This is a genomic window from Actinomadura sp. 21ATH (assembly GCF_041951345.1).
In the GTDB taxonomy this organism is placed as follows: domain Bacteria; phylum Actinomycetota; class Actinomycetes; order Streptosporangiales; family Streptosporangiaceae; genus Spirillospora.
This window is the reverse complement of record NZ_JBGNUR010000001.1, coordinates 992,239-1,010,972: the sequence shown is the minus strand read 5'-3', so window position 1 is coordinate 1,010,972 and position 18,734 is coordinate 992,239. Positions and strand designations below refer to the sequence as shown.

Genomic DNA, 18,734 nt, shown 5'->3' with positions numbered 1-18,734 from the left:
GATTCAGCCGGACTTGCCGATCCCGATGCCGAACTCGCGGTAGACGCGCTCCCAGAAGCCGTCCCGCAGCCAGGTGCGGGCCTCCTGGTACGGGCGCAGCGAGCCGCCGAGCTCCTTCTCCGCCTCGATCAGCAGCTCCTTGTCGATCACCGGCGGCAGGATCGGGCCGGGCAGCAGGTCGCGGATGTTGTCGCGGCCGCGCTCGAACAGCCACTTCTGCGCGACGTGCTCGCCGATCTCCAGCATGTGGTCGCGGTCGGGGCCGAGCCGGCCCTCCGCGTGGGTGAGGCCGCCGTGCGAGTTGGCCGGGGCCGCGACCGTCCCGGCCGGGGCGGCGGGGATCCCGGCGCCCGCCGGGACGCCGCCGGCGCGGACGCCCGCGGCGGTGTGCGACGGCTTGACCGCCGGGGTGCGGCCGGCGAACACCTGCGACGGCGACGGGACGGGCGACCGCCCGGGGGCGGCGACGGGCTCGCGCGCGGCGGGCGCGGTGGCCGGAACGGGGAGCACCTTGGCTTTAGTGAAGTACGGGCGCAGGAAGTCGGCGGGCAGGACCTCGACGGTGTCGGACTCCCAGACCAGCCATTCGGCCTGGTTGGAGCCGTGGGTCGGCTCCACGCCCCACAGGTGGACGCGGACGCCGTACCGCTGCGCCGCCTCCACCGCGGGCAGCATGTCCTCGTCGCCCGCCAGCAGCACCGCGTCGGTGATCGCGCGGTGCCGGGCCAGCGCCTCCAGGTCGGCGCGCAACTGGGCGTCCACGCCCTTCTGCTGGCCCTGGGCGTTCAGGTTGCCCAGCCGGAGCTTCACCAGGGGCAGGTTGGCTATCACGCGCTGGTCGACGGTCGGCTGCCGTTTGGGCGCCGCGTCGAACCAGTAGACCCGTAGCAACTCGCCGAGCAACTGGTCGTCGGCATGGCTTGTCAACGCCTTGATCAACTTCTCCGCGGCGACGCGGTACTCGCGCCGCGAGCCGCAGCCGAGAAGCAGCGCCCCAGAGGCCGCGTAGAGGTACCCCGCGTCGACGAAGACGGCGTATCGCGCGGGCTGAGGGACGAACTCCGAGGTGGCCATGGCCTTTCACCTTATTCGTGCCGGGCCCGTTCCTGGGGGCGAACCACGGTTACATCTCCCCTCGGCGTCGCCGTACGCCGGCCCGCCGCCCCCGCCCGGTGTGCGTTACGCCACGTTACGCGGTGTATGTGACCCGGGTGGCGGCCGTGACCGTGCGTCGCCGGTGAACGTCCCCGGAACGCGTCCGCCCGGCGTGGCGCCCGTCCTGGAACGGGGCCGCGCCGGGCGGTCGGTCCACTCTCGCCGGCCGCTTCCGCCGGCCGCTTCTCCCGGCTACCGCGGGAGGGCGCTCGCCCGCCACGCGCGCGCGCCGCGCGGCCGGGCCGCCCCGCCCGCCGGATCGCGCACCAGCCGGGACCGGTCGGCCCACCGCGACACCGCCGGCTCGTCCCGCCCGCCGCCGGCCGCCGCCGCGCGGGCCCGCGCGGTCAGCACCGCCACCAGCGCGGCGACCTCCTCGGGCGTCGCGTCCCCCCGCACGATCTGCAGGAACGGCCGCCCGCCACTCGCCTCACCCACCCGGGCCTCCTCCTCGGTACGCGCCGGTCACAGCGGGATGTTGCCGTGCTTCTTCGGCGGCAGCGTCATCCGCTTCTCGCGCAGCGAGCGCAGCGCGCGGATGATCTGCCCGCGGGTCTCGGACGGCTTGATCACCGCGTCGACGTAGCCGCGCTCGGCCGCGATGTACGGGTTGGCCAGCGTGTCCTCGTACTCGGTGATCAGCTCGGCGCGCCGCGCGTCCGGGTCGTCGGAGGCCGCCAGCTCGCGCCGGTACAAAATGTTCACCGCGCCTTGCGCGCCCATCACCGCGATCTGCGCGGTCGGCCATGCCAGGTTGATGTCGGCGCCCAGGTGCTTGGAGCCCATCACGTCGTACGCGCCGCCGTACGCCTTCCGGGTGATCACCGTGACCAGCGGGACGGTGGCCTCCGCGTACGCGTACAGCAGCTTGGCGCCGCGCCGGATGATGCCGTTCCACTCCTGGTCGGTGCCGGGCAGGAAGCCGGGCACGTCCACGAACGTCAGCACCGGGATGTTGAACGCGTCACACGTGCGCACGAACCGCGCGGCCTTCTCCGAGGCGTGGATGTCGAGCGTCCCGGCGAACTGCATCGGCTGGTTGGCGACCACGCCGACCGAGTGCCCCTCGACCCGGCCGAAGCCGACCACGATGTTGGGCGCGAACAGCTCCTGGACCTCCAGGAACTCGCCGTCGTCCAGCACGTGCTCGATCACCGTGCGCATGTCGTACGGCTGGTTCGGCGAGTCGGGAATCATCGAGTCGAGGACGGCGCCCTCGGCGTCCAGCTCGTCCAGATCCACCGGAACGTCGAAGACGGGCGGGTCGGCGAGGTTGTTGGACGGCAGGTAGGAGACCAGCGCCTTCACGTACTCGAGCGCGTCCTCCTCGTCCGTGCCCTGGTAGTGCGCCACGCCGGACCGGGAGTTGTGCGCGTTCGCGCCGCCCAGCTCCTCGAACGTGACCTCCTCGCCGGTGACCGTCTTGATGACGTCCGGGCCGGTGATGAACATGTGCGAGGTCTGGTCGACCATGACGATGAAGTCGGTCAGCGCGGGCGAGTACACGTGCCCGCCGGCCGTGGTGCCCATGATCAGCGAGATCTGCGGGATGACGCCGGACGCGTGCACGTTCCGCTTGAAGATCTCCGCGTACAGGCCGAGCGCGACCACGCCCTCCTGGATCCGCGCGCCGGCGCCCTCGTTGATCCCGATCACCGGGCAGCCGGTCTTCAGCGCGTGGTCCATGACCTTGCAGATCTTCTCGCCGTAGACCTCGCCGAGCGAGCCGCCCATGATCGTGAAGTCCTGGCTGAACACCGCGACGTGCCGGCCGTCGACCGTGCCGTATCCGGTGACCACGCCGTCGCCGTACGGCCGGTTCCTCTCCAGGCCGAAGTTCGTCGACCGGTGCCGGGCCATCTCGTCGAACTCGACGAACGACCCGTCGTCCAGCAGCGCCTCGATCCGCTCGCGGGCGGTCATCTTGCCCTTGGCGTGCTGCTTTTCCACCGCGCGGGCGGACGCCGCGTGCACGGCCTCGTACCGGCGCCGTTCCAGGTCCGCGATCTTGCCCGCGGTGGTGTGGACGTCGATCCCGGCCGCGGGTTCAGGAGCTTCCATCGCCATGCCGGTCAGGGTAACCGGCCGCTGATCGGCGGTTCCGCGCGGGATCCCGTTACGCGGGACCCATAACCTTGGGCCCGTGGCTACCAACACGCGCGACACCCTCCGGCAGGACATGCCCGAACCGCTGCGCCGCGACGTACGGCTGCTCGGCGCCATGCTCGGCGACGGGCTCGTGGAGTACGGCGGCCGGGAACTGCTCGACGACGTCGAACGGCTGCGGCACGCCGTCATCGCCGCCCGCCGCGGCGAGATAGACAGCGGCGAGGTCGCGTCCCTGGTCGAGGGCTGGACGCTGGAACGCGCCGGCCAGGTGGCGCGGGCGTTCACCGTCTACTTCCATTTGACCAACCTGGCCGAGGAGCACCACCGCATCCGCACGCTGCGGGAACGCGACACCCGCGACGAGACCGTCCCGAGCTCCGTGCCCGCCGCCGTCGAGCAGATCCGGAAGACGGCCGGGCCGGGCCGGCTGGCCGAGGTGGTCGAGGGCCTGGAGTTCCGGCCCGTCTTCACCGCCCACCCGACCGAGGCCCGCCGCCGCGCCGTCGTCACCGCGATCCAGCGCGTCAGCGACCTGCTGACCCGCCTGAACGAGGGCCCGGGCGCGAGCGAGGCGGACGAGCTCGAACGGCGGCTCCGCGAGGAGATCGACCTCCTCTGGCGGACCGCCCTGCGCCGCCACACCCAGATGGACCCGCTGGACGAGGTCCGCACCGCGATGGCCGCGTTCGACGAGACGATCTTCCGCGTCGTCCCGGAGATCTACCGCTCCCTGGACCGCGCGCTCGACCCCGAGGGCACCGGCGTCAAGCCGCCGCAGGCCCGCCCGTACGTCCGGCTCGGCAGCTGGATCGGCGGCGACCGGGACGGCAACCCGTTCGTGACCGCGCAGGTCACCCGGGACGCCGTCATGATCCAGGCCGAGCACGTGCTGCGCGCCCTGGAGGCCGCCTGCGGGCGGATCGGCCGCGAGCTGACCCTGCACGAGGCGACCACGCCGCCCTCGCCCGCCCTGCGCGAGGCGCTCGCCGCGGCCCGTACCGCGCACCCGGCCCGCATCGGCGACATCGCCAAGCGCTCCCCGGGCGAGCCGCACCGGCAGTTCCTCCTGTACGCGGCGGCCCGAGTCGCCGCCACCCGCGAGCGCGACGCCGACCTGGCCTACGCCTCGCCCGAGGAACTCCTCGCCGACCTGCGGCTCGTCCAGGAGTCGCTGGCCGAGGCCGGGGCGCCGCGCCAGGCGTACGGCAGCGTCCAGCACCTGATCTGGCAGGTGGAGACGTTCGGGTTCCACCTGGCCGAGCTGGAGGTCCGCCAGCATTCGGAGATCCACGAGAAGGCCCTCGCCGAGGTCCGCGCCGGCGGCCCGTACTCGGAGATGACCGAGGAGGTCCTGGAGACCCTCCGCGTGGTCGCGTGGATCCAGAACCGCTTCGGCGTCCGGGCGTGCAGCCGCTACATCATCTCGTTCACCCGCACGGCCGAGGACATCGCCAACGTCCACGAGCTGGCCGCGTCCCTCGGCGACCGGGCGCCCGTCCTGGACGTGATCCCGCTGTTCGAGACCGGCGAGGACCTGGAGCGCGCCCCCGAGGTCCTGGAGGGCATGCTCGCGATCCCGGCCGTCCGCAAGCGGCTCGCCGACACCGGGCGGCGGCTGGAGGTGATGCTCGGCTACTCCGACTCCGCCAAGCAGCTCGGCCCCGCCAGCGCCACCCTCCGCCTGTACGACACGCAGGAGGCCCTCACCGCGTGGGCGGCCCGCAACGGCGTCAAGCTCACGATGTTCCACGGCCGCGGCGGCTCCCTCGGCCGCGGCGGCGGCCCCGCCAACCGCGCGATCCTCGCGCAGGCGCCCGGCTCCGTCGCGGGCCGGTTCAAGGTCACCGAGCAGGGCGAGGTCATCTTCGCCCGGTACGGCCGGCCGCAGATCGCCCGCCGCCATGTCGAGCAGGTGACGAACGCCGTCCTGCTGGCGTCCACCGACGCCGTCCAGGACCGCGCCCGCAGCGCCGCCGCCCGCTACCGGCCGCTGGCCGACAAGCTGAGCGACGCCGCCCGCGCCGCGTTCCGGTCGCTGATCGAGACCGACGGCTTCGCGGCCTGGTTCGCCCGGGTCAGCCCGCTGGAGGAGATCGCCGAGCTGCGCATCGGCTCCCGCCCCGCCCGCCGCAAGGCGGCCCAGGGCCTGGAGGACCTGCGCGCCATCCCGTGGGTGTTCGCGTGGACGCAGACTCGCGTGAACCTCCCCGGCTGGTACGGCCTCGGCAGCGGCCTCGCCGCCGTCTCCGCCGACGGCGAGGACCTCGACGCCCTCCGCGAGGCGTACGAGGCGTGGCCGCTCTTCGGCGCCCTCCTGGACAACGCCGAGATGAGCCTGGCCAAGTCCGACCGCGCGATCGCCGAGCGCTACCTGGCGCTGGGCGGCCGCCCGGAACTCACCGAGACCGTCCTGGCCGAGTACGACCGCACCCGCTCGCTGGTCCTGGCGACGACCGGCCACACCCGCCTGCTGGAGAACCGCAAGGTCCTCTCCAGGGCCGTCGAGCTGCGCAACCCGTACGTCGACGCGCTCTCCCACCTCCAGCTCCGCGCCCTGGCCGCCCTCCGCGACGGCGTCCAGGACGGGACCGAACGCGCCCACCTGGAGGAACTGCTGCTGCTGTCCGTCAACGGAGTGGCGGCCGGCCTCCAGAACACGGGCTGACCGCCGGCGGTCGACTCGTGGCGTGTCTCCCCGTCGCCGGCCGCCCGGAGCCGGGACACGCCACGAGTCAACGCGGCTGGCCGGGCCAGTCGGGCTTGCGCTTCTCGTTGAACGCGGCGATGCCCTCGCGGCGATCGGCGGAGAAGACGGCGGTGCGCCAGGCGTTGTCCTCGATGTCGAGCGCGGCGTCCAGGCTCAGCCCGTCCCCGAGCCGCAGGGCGCGCTTGGCGGCGCGCACGGCGACGGGCGAGTTCCCGGCGATCGTCCCCGCGATGGCCAGCGCCTCCTCGCGCACGGACCCCGCCGGCACCCGCCGGTCGACCAGCCCGTACTCCAGCGCCTCGTCGACGCCCAGCCGGCGGCCGGTCAACACCAGATCGGCCGCCCGGCCGGGCCCGAGCCGGCGCAGCGCCAACTGCGTACCGCCGCCGCCCGGCACCAGTCCCACGCCCACCTCGGGCAGCCCGAACACCGCCGACTCGTCGGCGACGATCAGGTCGCAGCTCAGCGCGAACTCGCACCCGCCGCCCAGCGCGTACCCGTGCACCGCCGCCACCACAGGCTGCGGCAGGTTCAGGATCGCCCCGAACGCGGCCCGGAACACCGGCCGCTGCGCCAGGATCTCGGCGTCCGTCATGGCGTTGCGTTCCTTGAGGTCGGCCCCCACGCAGAACGCCTTCTCGCCGGCCGCGCTGAGCACCACCGCCCGCACCCCGGCGTCCGCCGCGACCTCGGCCCCCACGTCCGCCAGCCGCCGCGCCATGGCGGTGGACAGCGCGTTCAGCGCCTCGGGCCGATCCAGAACGATCTCGGCGACGTGCGCATGCCCCGCATCGCGCCGCAGTGTCACTCCATCCACCCAAGCACCCTAGCCATTCCAGCCCCGCCCCAGGAGGGGGCAAGGGCGGAGCCCCAAAAGGGGGCGAGGGGACGAAGTCCCCAGCGGGGGGTGCGGGGGGCGGAGCCCCCTGCCAGGGGGCGGGTGCCCGCAGCGAGGAACGAGCGGAGGGTGCACGCACCCTGCGCGGGGGGCGTGGGGGGTCGACCCCCCACAATGAAACCGTGCAACCTTATGGGGATCTTGAGCGGCCGCCTCTGCATGAGCGGGCTCTTCAGCGGGCGCTCGTGCGGGCGGACGGCCTGTGGCGGGATGTGCGGGTCGTGGCGGAGACCGGGTCGACGAACGCGGATCTGGGCGATGCGGCGGGGAAGGGGGCGCCGGAGGGGTCGGTGCTGGTCGCCGAGGCGCAGTCCGCGGGGCGGGGGCGGCTCGGGCGGGCGTGGTCGGCGCCGCCGCGGTCGGGGCTGATGTTCTCGGTGCTGCTGCGGCCGGAGGTGGCGGCGGATCGGCTGGGGTGGCTGCCGCTGTTGGCGGGGGTGGCGGTGGCGTCCGCGGTGCGGCGGATGACGGCGTGGTCGGAGGCGGGGGAGAGGTTCCTGGGGGACGGGGCGGACGTGGCCGTGGACGTGCGGCTCAAGTGGCCGAACGATCTTCTCGCGGGGGAGCGGAAGCTGGGCGGGATCCTGGCGGAGAAGGTGGCGGACGCCGTGGTCGTCGGGTGCGGGCTGAACGTCGGGTTGCGGGAGGACGAGCTTCCGGTGCCGGCGGCGACCTCGCTGCTGATCGAGGGGGCGCCGCTCAGTGATCGTGCGCCGCTGCTGCGGGCGGTGCTGCGCGAGTTCGAGATCTGGTACCGGGAGTGGGCGGCGCTGGGCGGGGATGCGGAGGCGAGCGGCCTGCGGACGGCGTACAAGGAGCTGTGCGCGACGCTGGGGCGGTCGGTGCGGGTGGAGCTTCCCGGGGGTGAGCCGCTGCGCGGGACGGCGAGTGACATCGACGGGTCGGGGCGGCTCGTGGTGACGGGCGAGGACGGCGCGGTACGGGCGGTCGGCGCCGGCGACGTGGTGCACGTCCGATGAACGGCGCGCGGGGATCGGCGGTCCGATCACCCCGGAAGCATGGCGTCTGCCACGATATGTCGCGGAACTTGACCGCGTCGCCGCCGCCGGCGGGCTGAGGGGCAGGGGAGATGTCAGCAGCGGGGTTGCCGGATCCGAAGGAGATCGAGGAGCTCCTGCTGGGCGGCGAGCTGCTCTACACCCGTGTCGACGCCGTCGAGCGGGCCGGGGTGAGCCGGGAGTTCTCCGGCCAGGTCTGGAAGGCGTTCGGCTACCCCTCGATGCCCGACGGGGAGGTCGCCTATACGGACGGCGACGTGGCGGCGCTGAACCGGCTGGGGCGCCTCATGGACGAGGGGGTCCTGGACGAGGACGCGGTGATCCGGCTGGTGCGGGCGTTCGGGCAGACGATGACCCGGCTCGCGGAGTGGCAGGTCAACCTGCTCAGCCACATGATCGGGCCGGGCGGGGACGAGCCGGACGCCGAGTCGGTGCGGACGATCGTGGAGCTGGCGGAGAAGCACATCGGGGAGTTCGAGCCGCTGGTGGTGCACGCCTGGCGGCGGCAGCTGGCCGCGGCGGGGACGCGCGCGATCGCGGCGGCGGCGACCCGGGAGCCGGGCTCGTCCGGCGCGGTGCGGCCGCAGATCGCGGTGGGCTTCGCGGACATGGTCTCGTTCACGCAGATGAGCCGGGAGCTGGAGGAGCTGGAGCTGGCCCGGGTGGTGGAGCGGTTCGAGGAGACGGCGTCGGACATCGTGGCCTCGTGCGGCGGCCGGCTGGTGAAGACGCTGGGCGACGAGGTGCTGTTCTGCGCCGACACGCCGGCGGTGGGCGGCGAGATCGCGCTGGCCATCGCCCAGGCGATCACGGATGAGACCGAGGTCCCGGACGTGCGGGTCGGTGTGGCGTACGGGCCGGTGCTGTCGCTGATGGGCGACGTGTTCGGCACGACGGTGAACCTGGCCGCGCGGCTGACCAAGCTGGCCCGGCCGGGCTCGGTGGTGATCGACGCGGAGCTGGCGGCGGAGCTGGAGAAGGAGCCGGGTTTCGCGACGACCCGGATCGTGCGGCGCCCGGTGCGCGGCCTCGGGATCGTCCAGCCGTACGTCCTGCGCCGGGGCCGGGACGAGCCCGGTCCCGGGGACGTCGCGGCCCCGGCCGCCGGGTGACGGCCGGGACCGGCTCGCCCGCGGGCCGGGGCGCGCTCACGCCTTGCTGAGGTCTTCCCCGGGGGCCTCGGTGAGGCGCTGGAGGTAGTTCTGCTCGCCGAGCGACTCCACCAGGCTGAGCTCGGTCTCGAGGTAGTCGATGTGCTGTTCCTCGTCCTCGAGGATGTACTCGAAGAGGCGGGCGGAGGTCACGTCGCCGCGGGAGCGCATCAGCTCGATGCCGGGCCGCAGCCGCGCGACGGCCTCCAGTTCGATCTGGAGGTCGGCCTTGAGCTGCTCGACGACGGTCTGGCCGATGCGCAGGGTGCCGAGCTTCTGGTAGTTGGGCAGGCCCTCCAGGAAGAGGATGCGGTCGGTCAGCCGTTCGGCGTGCCGCATCTCGTCGATCGACTCTTCCCGGGTGTGCCGGGCCAGGCGGGTGTAGCCCCAGTTCTGCTGCATCTTCGCGTGCAGGAAGTACTGGTTGATCGCGGTGAGTTCCGCGGTCAGCTGCTCGTTGAGCAGGTTGATGATGTCCTTGTCGCCTTCCATGTCGACCATGCTCGCACGTGCCCCTGTTCTTGGACAGCACTAACCCCCCGTTCGGCGCGTGTCCGGCCGGAACGGGGGCGGCGGGGCCCGGTTCGCGGGCGTCAGGCGGCGGTGGCGGCGGTCCCCCCTTCGGCGGTGCGGACCGGCAGCGAGGCGCCCGCGACCGGCACCGGGCCGGTGACGGGCGGTGCGGCCGGGGCCGCGGGGTCGGCGACCGGCATCGGCTGGGTGCGCTCGGCGGGCATCACCGGGGACGCCGGGCCGCCGGTGATCGCGTCGGCCAGCTCGCTGGCCGTGCGGTACTCGCTCACCAGGGCGTGCAGGCGCTTGGTGCAGCTGCCGCAGCCGGGCTTCATGCCGCAGGCGGCCTTGACCTCCTTGGGGGAGCAGGCCCCGCCGGCCATGCAGCTCCGCACGTCATCCTCGGTGACGGCGTTGCAGATGCAGACGTACATCCGGCGGTCGAACCTTCCGTGCGGCATTACGGTCGGAGGGCGTCACCGCCGGCGAAGCGCGCCGGGCGGTTAGGGCACCCTCAATAAGGTAAGGCTCCCCTAAGGTAGCTCACGGATGTCCGGTCTGGCCAGTGGTGGCCGGTTCTCTTTACCTGGCCGCCTGCCCCGCCGGCCTGGCGTGTGAGGCGGGCCTCAGGGGGAAGCATCCGTCCCGGACGAACGGGAGGGCGGACGGTGACGGTTGTCTGGCCGGGGGACGCGTATCCGCTCGGAGCCCGTTTCGACGGGGCGGGGACCAACTTCGCGATCTTCACTGAGGCGGCCGAGCGGGTGGAGCTGTGCCTGTTCGACGGGCCCGCCGGCGAGGGCGGCGGGGAGACGCGGATCTCCCTGCCGGAGCGGGACGCCTTCGTCTGGCACGCCTACCTGCCGGGGATCATGCCGGGCCAGCGGTACGGGTACCGCGTCCACGGCCCGCACGACCCCCGCGCCGGGCACCGCTGCAACCCGAACAAGCTGCTGCTCGACCCGTACGCGCAGGCGATCGAGGGCGAGATCGACTGGGACGAGTCGTGCTTCGGCTACGCGTTCGGCGACCCCTGGTCCCGCAACGACGCCGACTCGGCGCCGCACACGATGCGGTCGGTGGTGGTCAGCCCCTACTTCGACTGGGGCGACGACCGGCCGCCGCGCACCCCGTACCACGAGACGGTGATCTACGAGGCGCACGTGAAGGGGCTCACGTACCGGCATCCGGAGATCCCGCCGGAGATGCGCGGCACGTACGCGGCGCTCGGCCATCCGGTGATCGTCGATCATCTGACCGCGCTGGGCGTGACCGCCGTGGAGCTGATGCCGGTGCACCAGTTCGTCCACGACGCCCCGCTGGTCGAGCGGGGGCTGCGCAACTACTGGGGCTACAACACCATCGGCTTCTTCGCCCCGCACAACGGGTACGCGGCGGCGGGGCAGCGCGGCGAGCAGGTGCTGGAGTTCAAGGCGATGGTGAAGGCCCTGCACGAGGCGGGCATCGAGGTGATCCTCGACGTGGTCTACAACCACACCGCCGAGGGGAACCACCTGGGGCCGACGCTGTCGTTCCGGGGCATCGACAACGCCTCGTACTACCGGCTGGTCGAGGACGACCCGCGCTACTACATGGACACCACGGGCACCGGCAACAGCCTGTTCATGCGCAGCCCGCACGTGCTCCAGCTGATCATGGACTCGCTGCGCTACTGGATCACCGAGATGCACGTGGACGGCTTCCGCTTCGACCTTGCCGCCACGCTGGCGCGCGAGCTGCACGAGGTGGACCGGCTGTCGGCGTTCTTCGACCTCGTCCAGCAGGACCCGGTCGTGTCCCAGGTGAAGCTGATCGCCGAGCCGTGGGACGTGGGCGAGGGCGGCTACCAGGTCGGCAACTTCCCGCCGTTGTGGACGGAGTGGAACGGCAAGTACCGCGACACCGTCCGCGACTACTGGCGGGGCCGGCCGGCGACGCTGCCGGAGTTCGCGTCCCGGCTGACCGGCTCCAGCGACCTGTACGCCGACGACGGCCGCCGCCCCATCGCGTCGATCAACTTCGTGACCTGCCACGACGGGTTCACCCTGCACGACCTGGTCTCGTACGACGGCAAGCACAACGAGGCCAACGGCGAGGGCAACCGGGACGGCACCGACGACAACCGGTCCTGGAACTGCGGCGCCGAGGGCCCGACCGCCGACCTGGAGATCATCGGCCTGCGGGAGCGGCAGAAGCGCAACTTCATGGCCACGCTGTTCCTCACGCAGGGCGTGCCGATGCTGTCGCACGGCGACGAGATCGGCCGCACGCAGCGCGGCAACAACAACGCCTACTGCCAGGACAGCGAGATCTCCTGGGTCGACTGGGACGGCCTCCAGGAGAACTTCCCGCTGCTCGACTTCGTCCAGAAGCTGGCCGCGCTGCGCCGCAGGCACCCGGTGTTCCGGCGCCGCCGCTTCTTCAAGGGGCGCCCGGCGGACCGTCCCGGCAAGGGCGGCAAGGGCGGCAAGGGACAGAGCAAGGAGCTGCCCGACCTGCTGTGGTTCACGCCGGGCGGCCGGGAGATGACCGGCGCCGACTGGTCGGCGGGCTACAACAAGTCGTTCTACATCTTCATGAACGGGGACGCGATCGGCGAGCCGGGACGGCGCGGCGAGCGGATCCGGGACGCCTCGTTCCTGCTGCTGTTCAACGCCCATCACGGCGATCTGGGTTTCGGGCTGCCGCCCGCCCGGTATGGAGGGATGTGGTCGAAGGTGCTCGACACCGCCGATCCCATGCTCGCCGAGGAGGAGTCTCCCGTGGTCAAGGCAGGTGAGACGGTGATGGTCGAGGCCCGCTCGCTCCAGGTGCTCCGCCGTGTCTGAGCCGCCGCCCCCCGAGCCGGACGCCCCGGCGGCCCCGGCGGCCGGCACGTACCGGCTCCAGCTGCGCGGCACGAGCGACACCCGCCACTGCGGCTTCAGGGAGGCGGCCGCGCTCGCGCCGTACCTGGCGTCGCTGGGCGTGTCGCACGTGTACCTGTCGCCCGTGCTCCAGGCCGCGCCCGGCTCGACGCACGGCTACGACGTGGTCGACCACGACCGGCTGTCGGCCGAGTTGGGCGGCGGCGACGCGTTCCGCGCGATGGTGTCGCGGTTCCGCGCGCACGGGCTGCGCGTGCTGGTGGACGTGGTGCCCAACCACATGGCGATCCCCGACCCGCCGGAGCTGAACGCGCCGCTCGCCGCGGTGCTCGACGAGGGCGCGGACTCGCCGTACGCCCGCTGGTTCGACGTCGACTGGGAGGCGGGCGGCGGCCGGCTCGTCCTGCCGGGGGAAGGGGAACCGAACTACCGCCGGTTCTTCGACATCTCCGGCCTGATCTGCCTGCGCCAGGAGGACACCGAGGTCTTCGCCCGCACGCACGGGCTGCTGCTGCGCATGGTCGCCGAGGGCCTCGTGGACGGCCTGCGCATCGACCATCCCGACGGCCTCACCGACCCGCGCGGCTACCTGGAGCGGCTGTCGGCCGCCGCGTCCGCGCCGGGCGCGCCGCGCTGGATCCTGGTCGAGAAGATCACCACGGGGGAGGAGCGGCTGCCGCCCGGCTGGCGGTGCGCCGGGACCACCGGGTACGACGCCCTCGGCATGGTCGGCGGCGTCTTCGTCGATCCGGCCGGGGAGCGGCCGCTGACCGAGGCGTACACGGCGTTCACCGGCGGGCCGGAGTCGTTCGCGGAGGTCGAGTACGAGGCCCGCCGGCACGCGGCCGGGCACGGGCTGCGGCCGGAGGTCGACCGGCTGCACCGGGTGCTGTGCCGGGCGCTGGGCGAGCGGGACGAGGCGCGGGCCGCGGACCTCCGCACCGCCCTGGTCGAGCTGCTGGCCGCGATGCCCGTCTACCGCGCGTACGTCGTCCCGGGCGAGGACCCGCCCGTCCAGGCGGTGGAGGTGCTGGAGCGGGCCGAGCTGGCGGCGCGCGCCCGCGTCCCGGAACGGCTGCGCGACGACCTGGGGCGAATCGTCGCGCTGGCCCTCGGGGGCGGCGGCGGGTCGGGGGCGGCCGAGTTCGCGGTGCGGTTCCAGCAGACGTCGGCGCCGCTGGCGGCCAAGGGCGTGGAGGACACCGCGTTCTACCGCTGGAACCGGATGGCCTCCCTGAACGAGGTCGGCGGCGACCCGGCGCGGTTCGCGGTGAGCCCGGAGGACTTCCACGCGTACTGCGCCCGGCGGCTCCGCGACTGGCCCGCCACCATGACGACCCTGTCCACGCACGACACCAAGCGGCAGGAGGACGTCCGCGCCCGGCTCGCCGTCCTGGCGGAGCTGCCCGGCCCGTGGGCGGAGGCGGCGGCCCGCTGGCGCGACTGGGACCCGAAGGGGTCGCCGCTCGAACCCGACCTGGAGTACCTCTTCTGGCAGACGCTCGCCGGCGCCTGGCCGCTGACCGAGGAGCGGCTGGCGGAGTTCCTGACGAAGGCGATGCGCGAGGCCAAGACCCGGACGGACTGGATCGAGCCCGACACCGGCTACGAGGAGGCGGTGCTCGCGTACGCGCGGCGCGTCCTCGGGGACGCCGACCTGACCGCCGACCTGGCCGGGTTCGTGGACATGCTGGACGTGTACGCGCGCGCCAACGTGCTCGGCCAGAAGCTCGTCCAGCTGACCATGCCCGGCGTCCCGGACGTCTACCAGGGCTGCGAGCTGACCGGCCTGTCGCTGGTCGACCCCGACAACCGGCGGCCGGTCGACTACGGGCTGCGCCGCGCCCGCCTCACCCGGCTCGACAGCGGCCGCGAGCCCCGCGACCTGGACGACGAGAAGCTGCTGGTCACCTCGCGGGCGCTGCGGCTGCGCCGGGACCGTCCCGAGTGGTACGGGACCGGCGCGTACGAGCCCGTCGCGGCGGAGGGGCCGGCGGCGCGGCACGCGCTGGCGTTCCGGCGCGGGGAGCGGCCGGGGGCGCTGACCGTCGCGACCCGGCTCCCGGCGGGGCTCGAACGCGCCGGCGGCTGGGGCGGCACGTACCTGGGCGCGGCCCCGGGCCTGTGGCGGGACGTCCTGACCGGCGAGGTCCACCGGGGCCCGCGGCTGCCGCTCGCCGACGTCCTCGGCACGCTGCCGGTGGCCCTGCTGGTCCCGGATCCGGTGGCGGAGGACGGGTGACCCGGTTCGAGGTGTGGGCGCCGGGCGCCGGGCGCGTCCGGGTCGCCGTCTGGGAGGGGCGGGAAGGAGAAGACCCCGTCCATCACCCCATGAGGCGGGACGGGCGGCACGGGTGGTGGGCCGCCGATGTCCCGGGCGCGGGGCACGGCACGGACTACGGCTTCGTCCTCGACGACCGGGACGAGATCCTGCCCGACCCGCGCTCTCCCTGGCAGCCGTACGGCGCGCACGGAGTGAGCCGGGTGTACGAGCACGACCGATTCCCCTGGACGGACGGCGCCTGGCGGGGCCGCCCCCTCCCTGGCAGCGTCCTGTACGAGCTGCACGTGGGCACGTTCACCCCTGAGGGGACGTTCGACGCGGCCATAGAACGGCTCGACCATCTCGTCTCCCTGGGAGTGGACGCCGTCGAGCTCCTGCCCGTCGCCGCGTTCCCGGGGATCCACGGCTGGGGCTACGACGGCGTCCACCTGTGGGCGCCGCACGAGCCGTACGGCGGGCCCGACGGGCTGAAACGGTTCGTGGACGCGGCCCACGCCAAGGGGATCGCCGTCGTCCTCGACGTGGTCTACAACCACCTCGGCCCCAGCGGCAACCGGCTCGCCTCCTACGGGCCGTACTTCACCGGCGCCTACAGCACCCCCTGGGGGGACGCGGTGAACTTCGACCAGGCGGGGTCCGGCGAGGTCCGCGCGTTCGTCATCGGCAACGCGCTGATGTGGTTGCGCGATTACCGGTTCGACGGGTTGCGGCTGGACGCCGTCCACGCGATCAACGACCACGGCGCCGTCCACGTCCTGGAGGAGATGGCGGACCGCGTCGGGGGGCTCTCGGCCCACCTCGGCCGCGAGCTGTTCCTGATCGCCGAGTCCGACCTGAACGACCCGAGGCTGATCACGTCCAGGGAGGCCGGCGGGTACGGGCTGGACGGGCAGTGGTGCGACGACGTCCACCACGCGCTGCACGCCGCGCTGACGGGCGAGCGGCAGGGGTACTACTGCGACTTCGGCTCGACCGGGACGCTCGCCAAGGCGCTGACCAGGGCGTTCGTCCACGACGGCACGTGGTCGGCGTACCGGGGCCGCCGCCACGGCCGCCCGGTGGACGTGGAGCGGACGCCGGCGCACCGGTTCGTGACGTTCCTGCAGAACCACGACCAGGTCGGCAACCGGGCCGCCGGGGACCGGGTCGCGGCCGCGCTCCCGCCCGGCCGGCTCAAGATCGGCGCGGCGCTGCTCCTGCTCGGCCCGTTCACCCCGATGCTCTTCATGGGGGAGGAGTGGGCGGCGAGCACGCCGTGGTGCTACTTCACCGACCACCGCGAGCCCGAGCTGGGCCGGGCGGTGACGGAGGGGCGGCGGCGCGAGTTCGCCCGGCACGGCTGGGCGGGCGAGGTCCCCGATCCCCAGGACGCGGACACCTTCCGGCGCTCGCGGCTCGACTGGGCCGAGCCGGCGGCGAGCACCGGCGTCCACCGCGAGCTGCTCGACTGGCACCGCGCGCTCATCGCGCTCCGGCGGGCCTGGCCCGAGCTGAACGATCCCCGCCTCACCGGCACCACCGTGGAGATCCCGTGCGAGCCGGAGATCGCCCCGGGGAATGGCGGCGACACGCGGGCGGATGAGCGGAATGGGAGCGATGGGACGGATGCCCGCCGGCTGGTCCTGCGGCGCGGCCGGATCCGGGTGGCCGTCGAATTCGAGGAACGGACGGCGCGAATCCCGGTCGAACCGGACGGCCGCCTCCTGCTCGCCTCGGATCCCGGCGTGCGCCTGGACGGCGGTCAGGCGGGCGATGGCGGCGAAACCGCCACGCTGACCCTGCCGGGACCCGCCGTGGCGGTGCTCGCCGTTCCCGCACCGCGCTGACCTCCGCCGATAACGTGCGGTTACTTCGCTCTACTCTCTGACTTGTCCGTGTTCATGGAAGTACTATGAGTGGCAAACCGCAGGTCAAGAGCGCGGCGGCCGCCGGGAAACGTTCATGAATGGTCATACGATCGGTCCATGACCTCAGTACTGCTCGCCGAGGACGACACGTCCATCTCCGAGCCTCTCGCCCGTGCGCTGCGGCGCGAGGGGTACACCGTCGAAGTCAGCCCGGACGGGCCGCAGGCCCTGGAGCGGGCGCTCGGGGGCGGCGTGGACCTCATCGTCCTCGATCTCGGACTGCCCGAGCTGGACGGTCTGGAGGTGGCGCGCCGGGTGCGCGCCGAGGGGCACGGGGTGCCCATCCTGATCCTCACGGCCCGCGCCGACGAGGTCGACACCGTCGTCGGGCTGGACGCCGGTGCCGATGACTACGTCACCAAGCCCTTCCGGCTGGCCGAACTGCTCGCCCGGGTCCGGGCCCTGCTGCGCCGCGGCAGCACCGAGACCCCGATCGTCCAGGGGGTCCGGATCGACGCCGAGTCGCGCCGGGCCTGGATGGGCGACCAGGAGCTCCAGCTGACCACCAAGGAGTTCGACCTGCTGCGCGTGCTGGTGCGCGACGCCGGCAAGGTCGTGACCCGCGAACAGATCATGCGCGAGGTGTGGGACACCAACTGGTGGGGCTCCACCAAGACCCTCGACATGCACATCTCCTGGCTGCGCCGCAAGCTCGGCGACGACGCCGGCAGCCCGCGCTACATCACGACCGTGCGCGGCGTCGGCTTCCGGTTCGAGCGCGGCGACTAGGGCCGCGCACGCCCTGAACCGTTCGCCATGATCATGCGGCGCCGCCGCGGGCCGATCCGAGACGGGCCGCGGCGCGATGCGGCGTGATCACGGCTTCACCTCGAAGGAGCCCTGATGAGGCGCCGACTGCTCCTGTCGACGCTCGCGGTGGCGGTCGTCGCGATCCTGCTGCTCGGCATCCCCCTCGCCTACGCCACGCACAAGCTCATCTACGAGGAGGCGCGCCAGTCGCTGGACCGCGAGGCGGCCTCGATCCTCGGCGGGGTCGGCTTCAGCCTGGAGTCCGGCCAGCCGATCACCGCCCAGAAGATCGCCCAGGAGTATCCGGGCCGGTACATCGTGATCACGCTGGCGAACGACCGGACGGTCACCGCGGGGGCGCGGCCGGCCCGCGGCACCGAGCTGCTCACCGCCACCGGGACCGCCGGCGGCGTCCGGGTCCAGGTGTCCCGGCCGGCCGGGCAGATCCAGGACGAGGCGCTGCGGCTGATGCTGCTGATCGGCAGCCTGGCCGCGCTGGGCGTCGCTGTGACGGTCGGGCTGGCGATGTTCCAGGCCCGGAAGCTGACCGTCCCGCTGACCGACCTCGCCGAGACCGCCGACCGGCTGGGCAGCGGCAACGCCCGGCCGCGCCGCCGCCGGTACGGGATCCCCGAGGTCGACCGGGTCGCCGAGGTGCTCGACCGCAGCGCGGTGCGGATCGCCGACCTGCTCGCGGCCAGCCGCGAGTTCGCGTCCGACGCCAGCCACCAGCTCCGCACCCCGCTGACCGCGCTGTCGATGCGGCTGGAGGAGATGGTCGAGGCCGCCGAGTACCCCGAGGTGGTCCGCGAGGAGGGTGCCGCCGCGCTGGCCCAGGCCGAACGCCTGGTGGCCGTGGTGGAGCAGCTGCTGGCCCGGTCCCGGCACGACCGCACCGGCGCCGCCGTCGCGGCCCCGGTCGACGACATCATCGCCCAGCAGGTGGAGGAGTGGCGGCCGATCTTCCGCCGGGACGGCCGCGACGTCCGTACCACCGGCGAGCGCGGCCTGGTCGGCATGACCAGCCCGGAGGGGCTCTCCCAGATCATCGCGACGCTGCTGGACAACTCGCTGGTGCACGGCTCCGGCCCGGTGACGATCAACACCAAGCTCGGGGTCGGCTCGGTGGTGGTGGAGATCGCCGACGAGGGGCCGGGCATCCCGGCGGACCTGGAGGCCAGGATCTTCGAGCGCAGCGTCAGCAGCGGCAAGGGCACCGGCCTCGGCCTCTACCTGGCCCGCTCGCTGGCGGTGGTGGACGGCGGCCGGCTGGAGCTGATCCAGAACCGGCCCGCGGTCTTCGGGGTGTTCCTGCGCCCGGCCGCCGAGGCCCGGCTGGCCTCCGAACGCGTCGTGATCGGCCCCGCCTGACCT

The 18,734-nt window shown here is 73.3% G+C and carries 14 protein-coding genes; 8 read left to right on the top strand and 6 right to left on the bottom strand.

Annotated elements, in window-relative coordinates; genetic code table 11:
* Nucleotides 1-3: 3 nt before the first annotated feature.
* The 3 genes from ACA361_RS04810 to ACA361_RS04800 all read right to left on the bottom strand — a co-directional run bounded on the left by ACA361_RS04810 (nucleotide 4) and on the right by ACA361_RS04800 (nucleotide 3,222).
* Entirely contained in the window at nucleotides 4-1,074 is a 1,071-nt protein-coding gene (locus ACA361_RS04810; RefSeq protein WP_375010545.1) for an NYN domain-containing protein, read from the bottom strand.
* 273 nt (nucleotides 1,075-1,347) lie between these two features.
* Nucleotides 1,348-1,593: an acyl-CoA carboxylase subunit epsilon gene (locus ACA361_RS04805; RefSeq protein ID WP_375010544.1), complete on the bottom strand. Its 246-nt coding sequence runs from the start codon at nucleotides 1,591-1,593 to the stop codon at nucleotides 1,348-1,350.
* A 27-nt stretch (nucleotides 1,594-1,620) separates the two neighbouring features.
* Nucleotides 1,621-3,222 carry an acyl-CoA carboxylase subunit beta gene (locus tag ACA361_RS04800; RefSeq protein ID WP_375010543.1) on the bottom strand — a complete coding sequence of 534 codons (1,602 nt, stop codon included), beginning with the start codon at nucleotides 3,220-3,222 and terminating at the stop codon, nucleotides 1,621-1,623.
* 112 nt (nucleotides 3,223-3,334) lie between these two features.
* Between ACA361_RS04800 and ACA361_RS04795 the strand changes: the two genes are divergently transcribed.
* Nucleotides 3,335-5,929: a phosphoenolpyruvate carboxylase gene (locus ACA361_RS04795; RefSeq protein ID WP_375010902.1), complete on the top strand. Its 2,595-nt coding sequence runs from the start codon at nucleotides 3,335-3,337 to the stop codon at nucleotides 5,927-5,929.
* A gap of 67 nt (nucleotides 5,930-5,996) precedes the next feature.
* Here the strand turns inward: ACA361_RS04795 and ACA361_RS04790 are convergent, their stop codons facing one another.
* The gene (locus ACA361_RS04790) at nucleotides 5,997-6,788 is read right to left on the bottom strand and encodes an enoyl-CoA hydratase/isomerase family protein (protein ID WP_375010542.1); all 792 of its coding nucleotides are present in this window, start codon (nucleotides 6,786-6,788) and stop codon (nucleotides 5,997-5,999) included.
* A 203-nt stretch (nucleotides 6,789-6,991) separates the two neighbouring features.
* On the opposite strand from ACA361_RS04790, the gene ACA361_RS04785 reads away from it, so the two are divergent.
* Nucleotides 6,992-7,849 (top strand): biotin--[acetyl-CoA-carboxylase] ligase, encoded by an 858-nt coding sequence (locus ACA361_RS04785; RefSeq protein ID WP_375010541.1) that lies wholly within the window; start codon nucleotides 6,992-6,994, stop codon nucleotides 7,847-7,849.
* Between the two features lie 125 nt (nucleotides 7,850-7,974).
* Complete coding sequence (locus ACA361_RS04780) at nucleotides 7,975-9,000, top strand: adenylate/guanylate cyclase domain-containing protein (protein WP_375010540.1); 1,026 nt, start codon at nucleotides 7,975-7,977, stop codon at nucleotides 8,998-9,000.
* A 36-nt stretch (nucleotides 9,001-9,036) separates the two neighbouring features.
* Here ACA361_RS04780 and bfr read toward each other — a convergent pair whose 3' ends face one another.
* Both bfr and ACA361_RS04770 read right to left on the bottom strand, forming a co-directional pair.
* Entirely contained in the window at nucleotides 9,037-9,531 is a 495-nt protein-coding gene (gene bfr / locus ACA361_RS04775; protein ID WP_375010539.1) for a bacterioferritin, read from the bottom strand.
* Between the two features lie 101 nt (nucleotides 9,532-9,632).
* A complete protein-coding gene (locus ACA361_RS04770; protein WP_375010538.1) occupies nucleotides 9,633-9,986 on the bottom strand; it encodes a bacterioferritin-associated ferredoxin in 354 nt (117 codons plus the stop codon).
* Nucleotides 9,987-10,220: 234 nt separating this feature from the next.
* Here ACA361_RS04770 and glgX point away from each other — a divergent pair, with 234 nt between their 5' ends.
* From glgX to ACA361_RS04745, 5 genes are all read left to right on the top strand, one after another.
* Nucleotides 10,221-12,380, top strand: a complete 2,160-nt coding sequence (glgX, locus tag ACA361_RS04765) for a glycogen debranching protein GlgX (protein ID WP_375010537.1) — start codon at nucleotides 10,221-10,223, stop codon at nucleotides 12,378-12,380.
* Nucleotides 12,373-14,661 carry a malto-oligosyltrehalose synthase gene (gene treY, locus ACA361_RS04760; RefSeq protein WP_375010536.1) on the top strand — a complete coding sequence of 763 codons (2,289 nt, stop codon included), beginning with the start codon at nucleotides 12,373-12,375 and terminating at the stop codon, nucleotides 14,659-14,661. The genes glgX and treY overlap by 8 nt, the downstream gene beginning before the upstream one ends.
* On the top strand, nucleotides 14,658-16,529 hold the full coding sequence (gene treZ / locus ACA361_RS04755) for a malto-oligosyltrehalose trehalohydrolase (protein WP_375010535.1): 1,872 nt from the start codon (nucleotides 14,658-14,660) through the stop codon (nucleotides 16,527-16,529). Before treY ends, treZ begins: the two co-directional genes overlap by 4 nt.
* A 138-nt stretch (nucleotides 16,530-16,667) precedes the next feature.
* The gene (locus tag ACA361_RS04750; protein ID WP_019629095.1) at nucleotides 16,668-17,339 is read left to right on the top strand and encodes a response regulator transcription factor; all 672 of its coding nucleotides are present in this window, start codon (nucleotides 16,668-16,670) and stop codon (nucleotides 17,337-17,339) included.
* 114 nt (nucleotides 17,340-17,453) lie between these two features.
* Nucleotides 17,454-18,731, top strand: coding sequence for an ATP-binding protein (locus tag ACA361_RS04745; protein WP_375010534.1), 1,278 nt, complete (start codon nucleotides 17,454-17,456; stop codon nucleotides 18,729-18,731).
* Nucleotides 18,732-18,734: the final 3 nt, after the last annotated feature.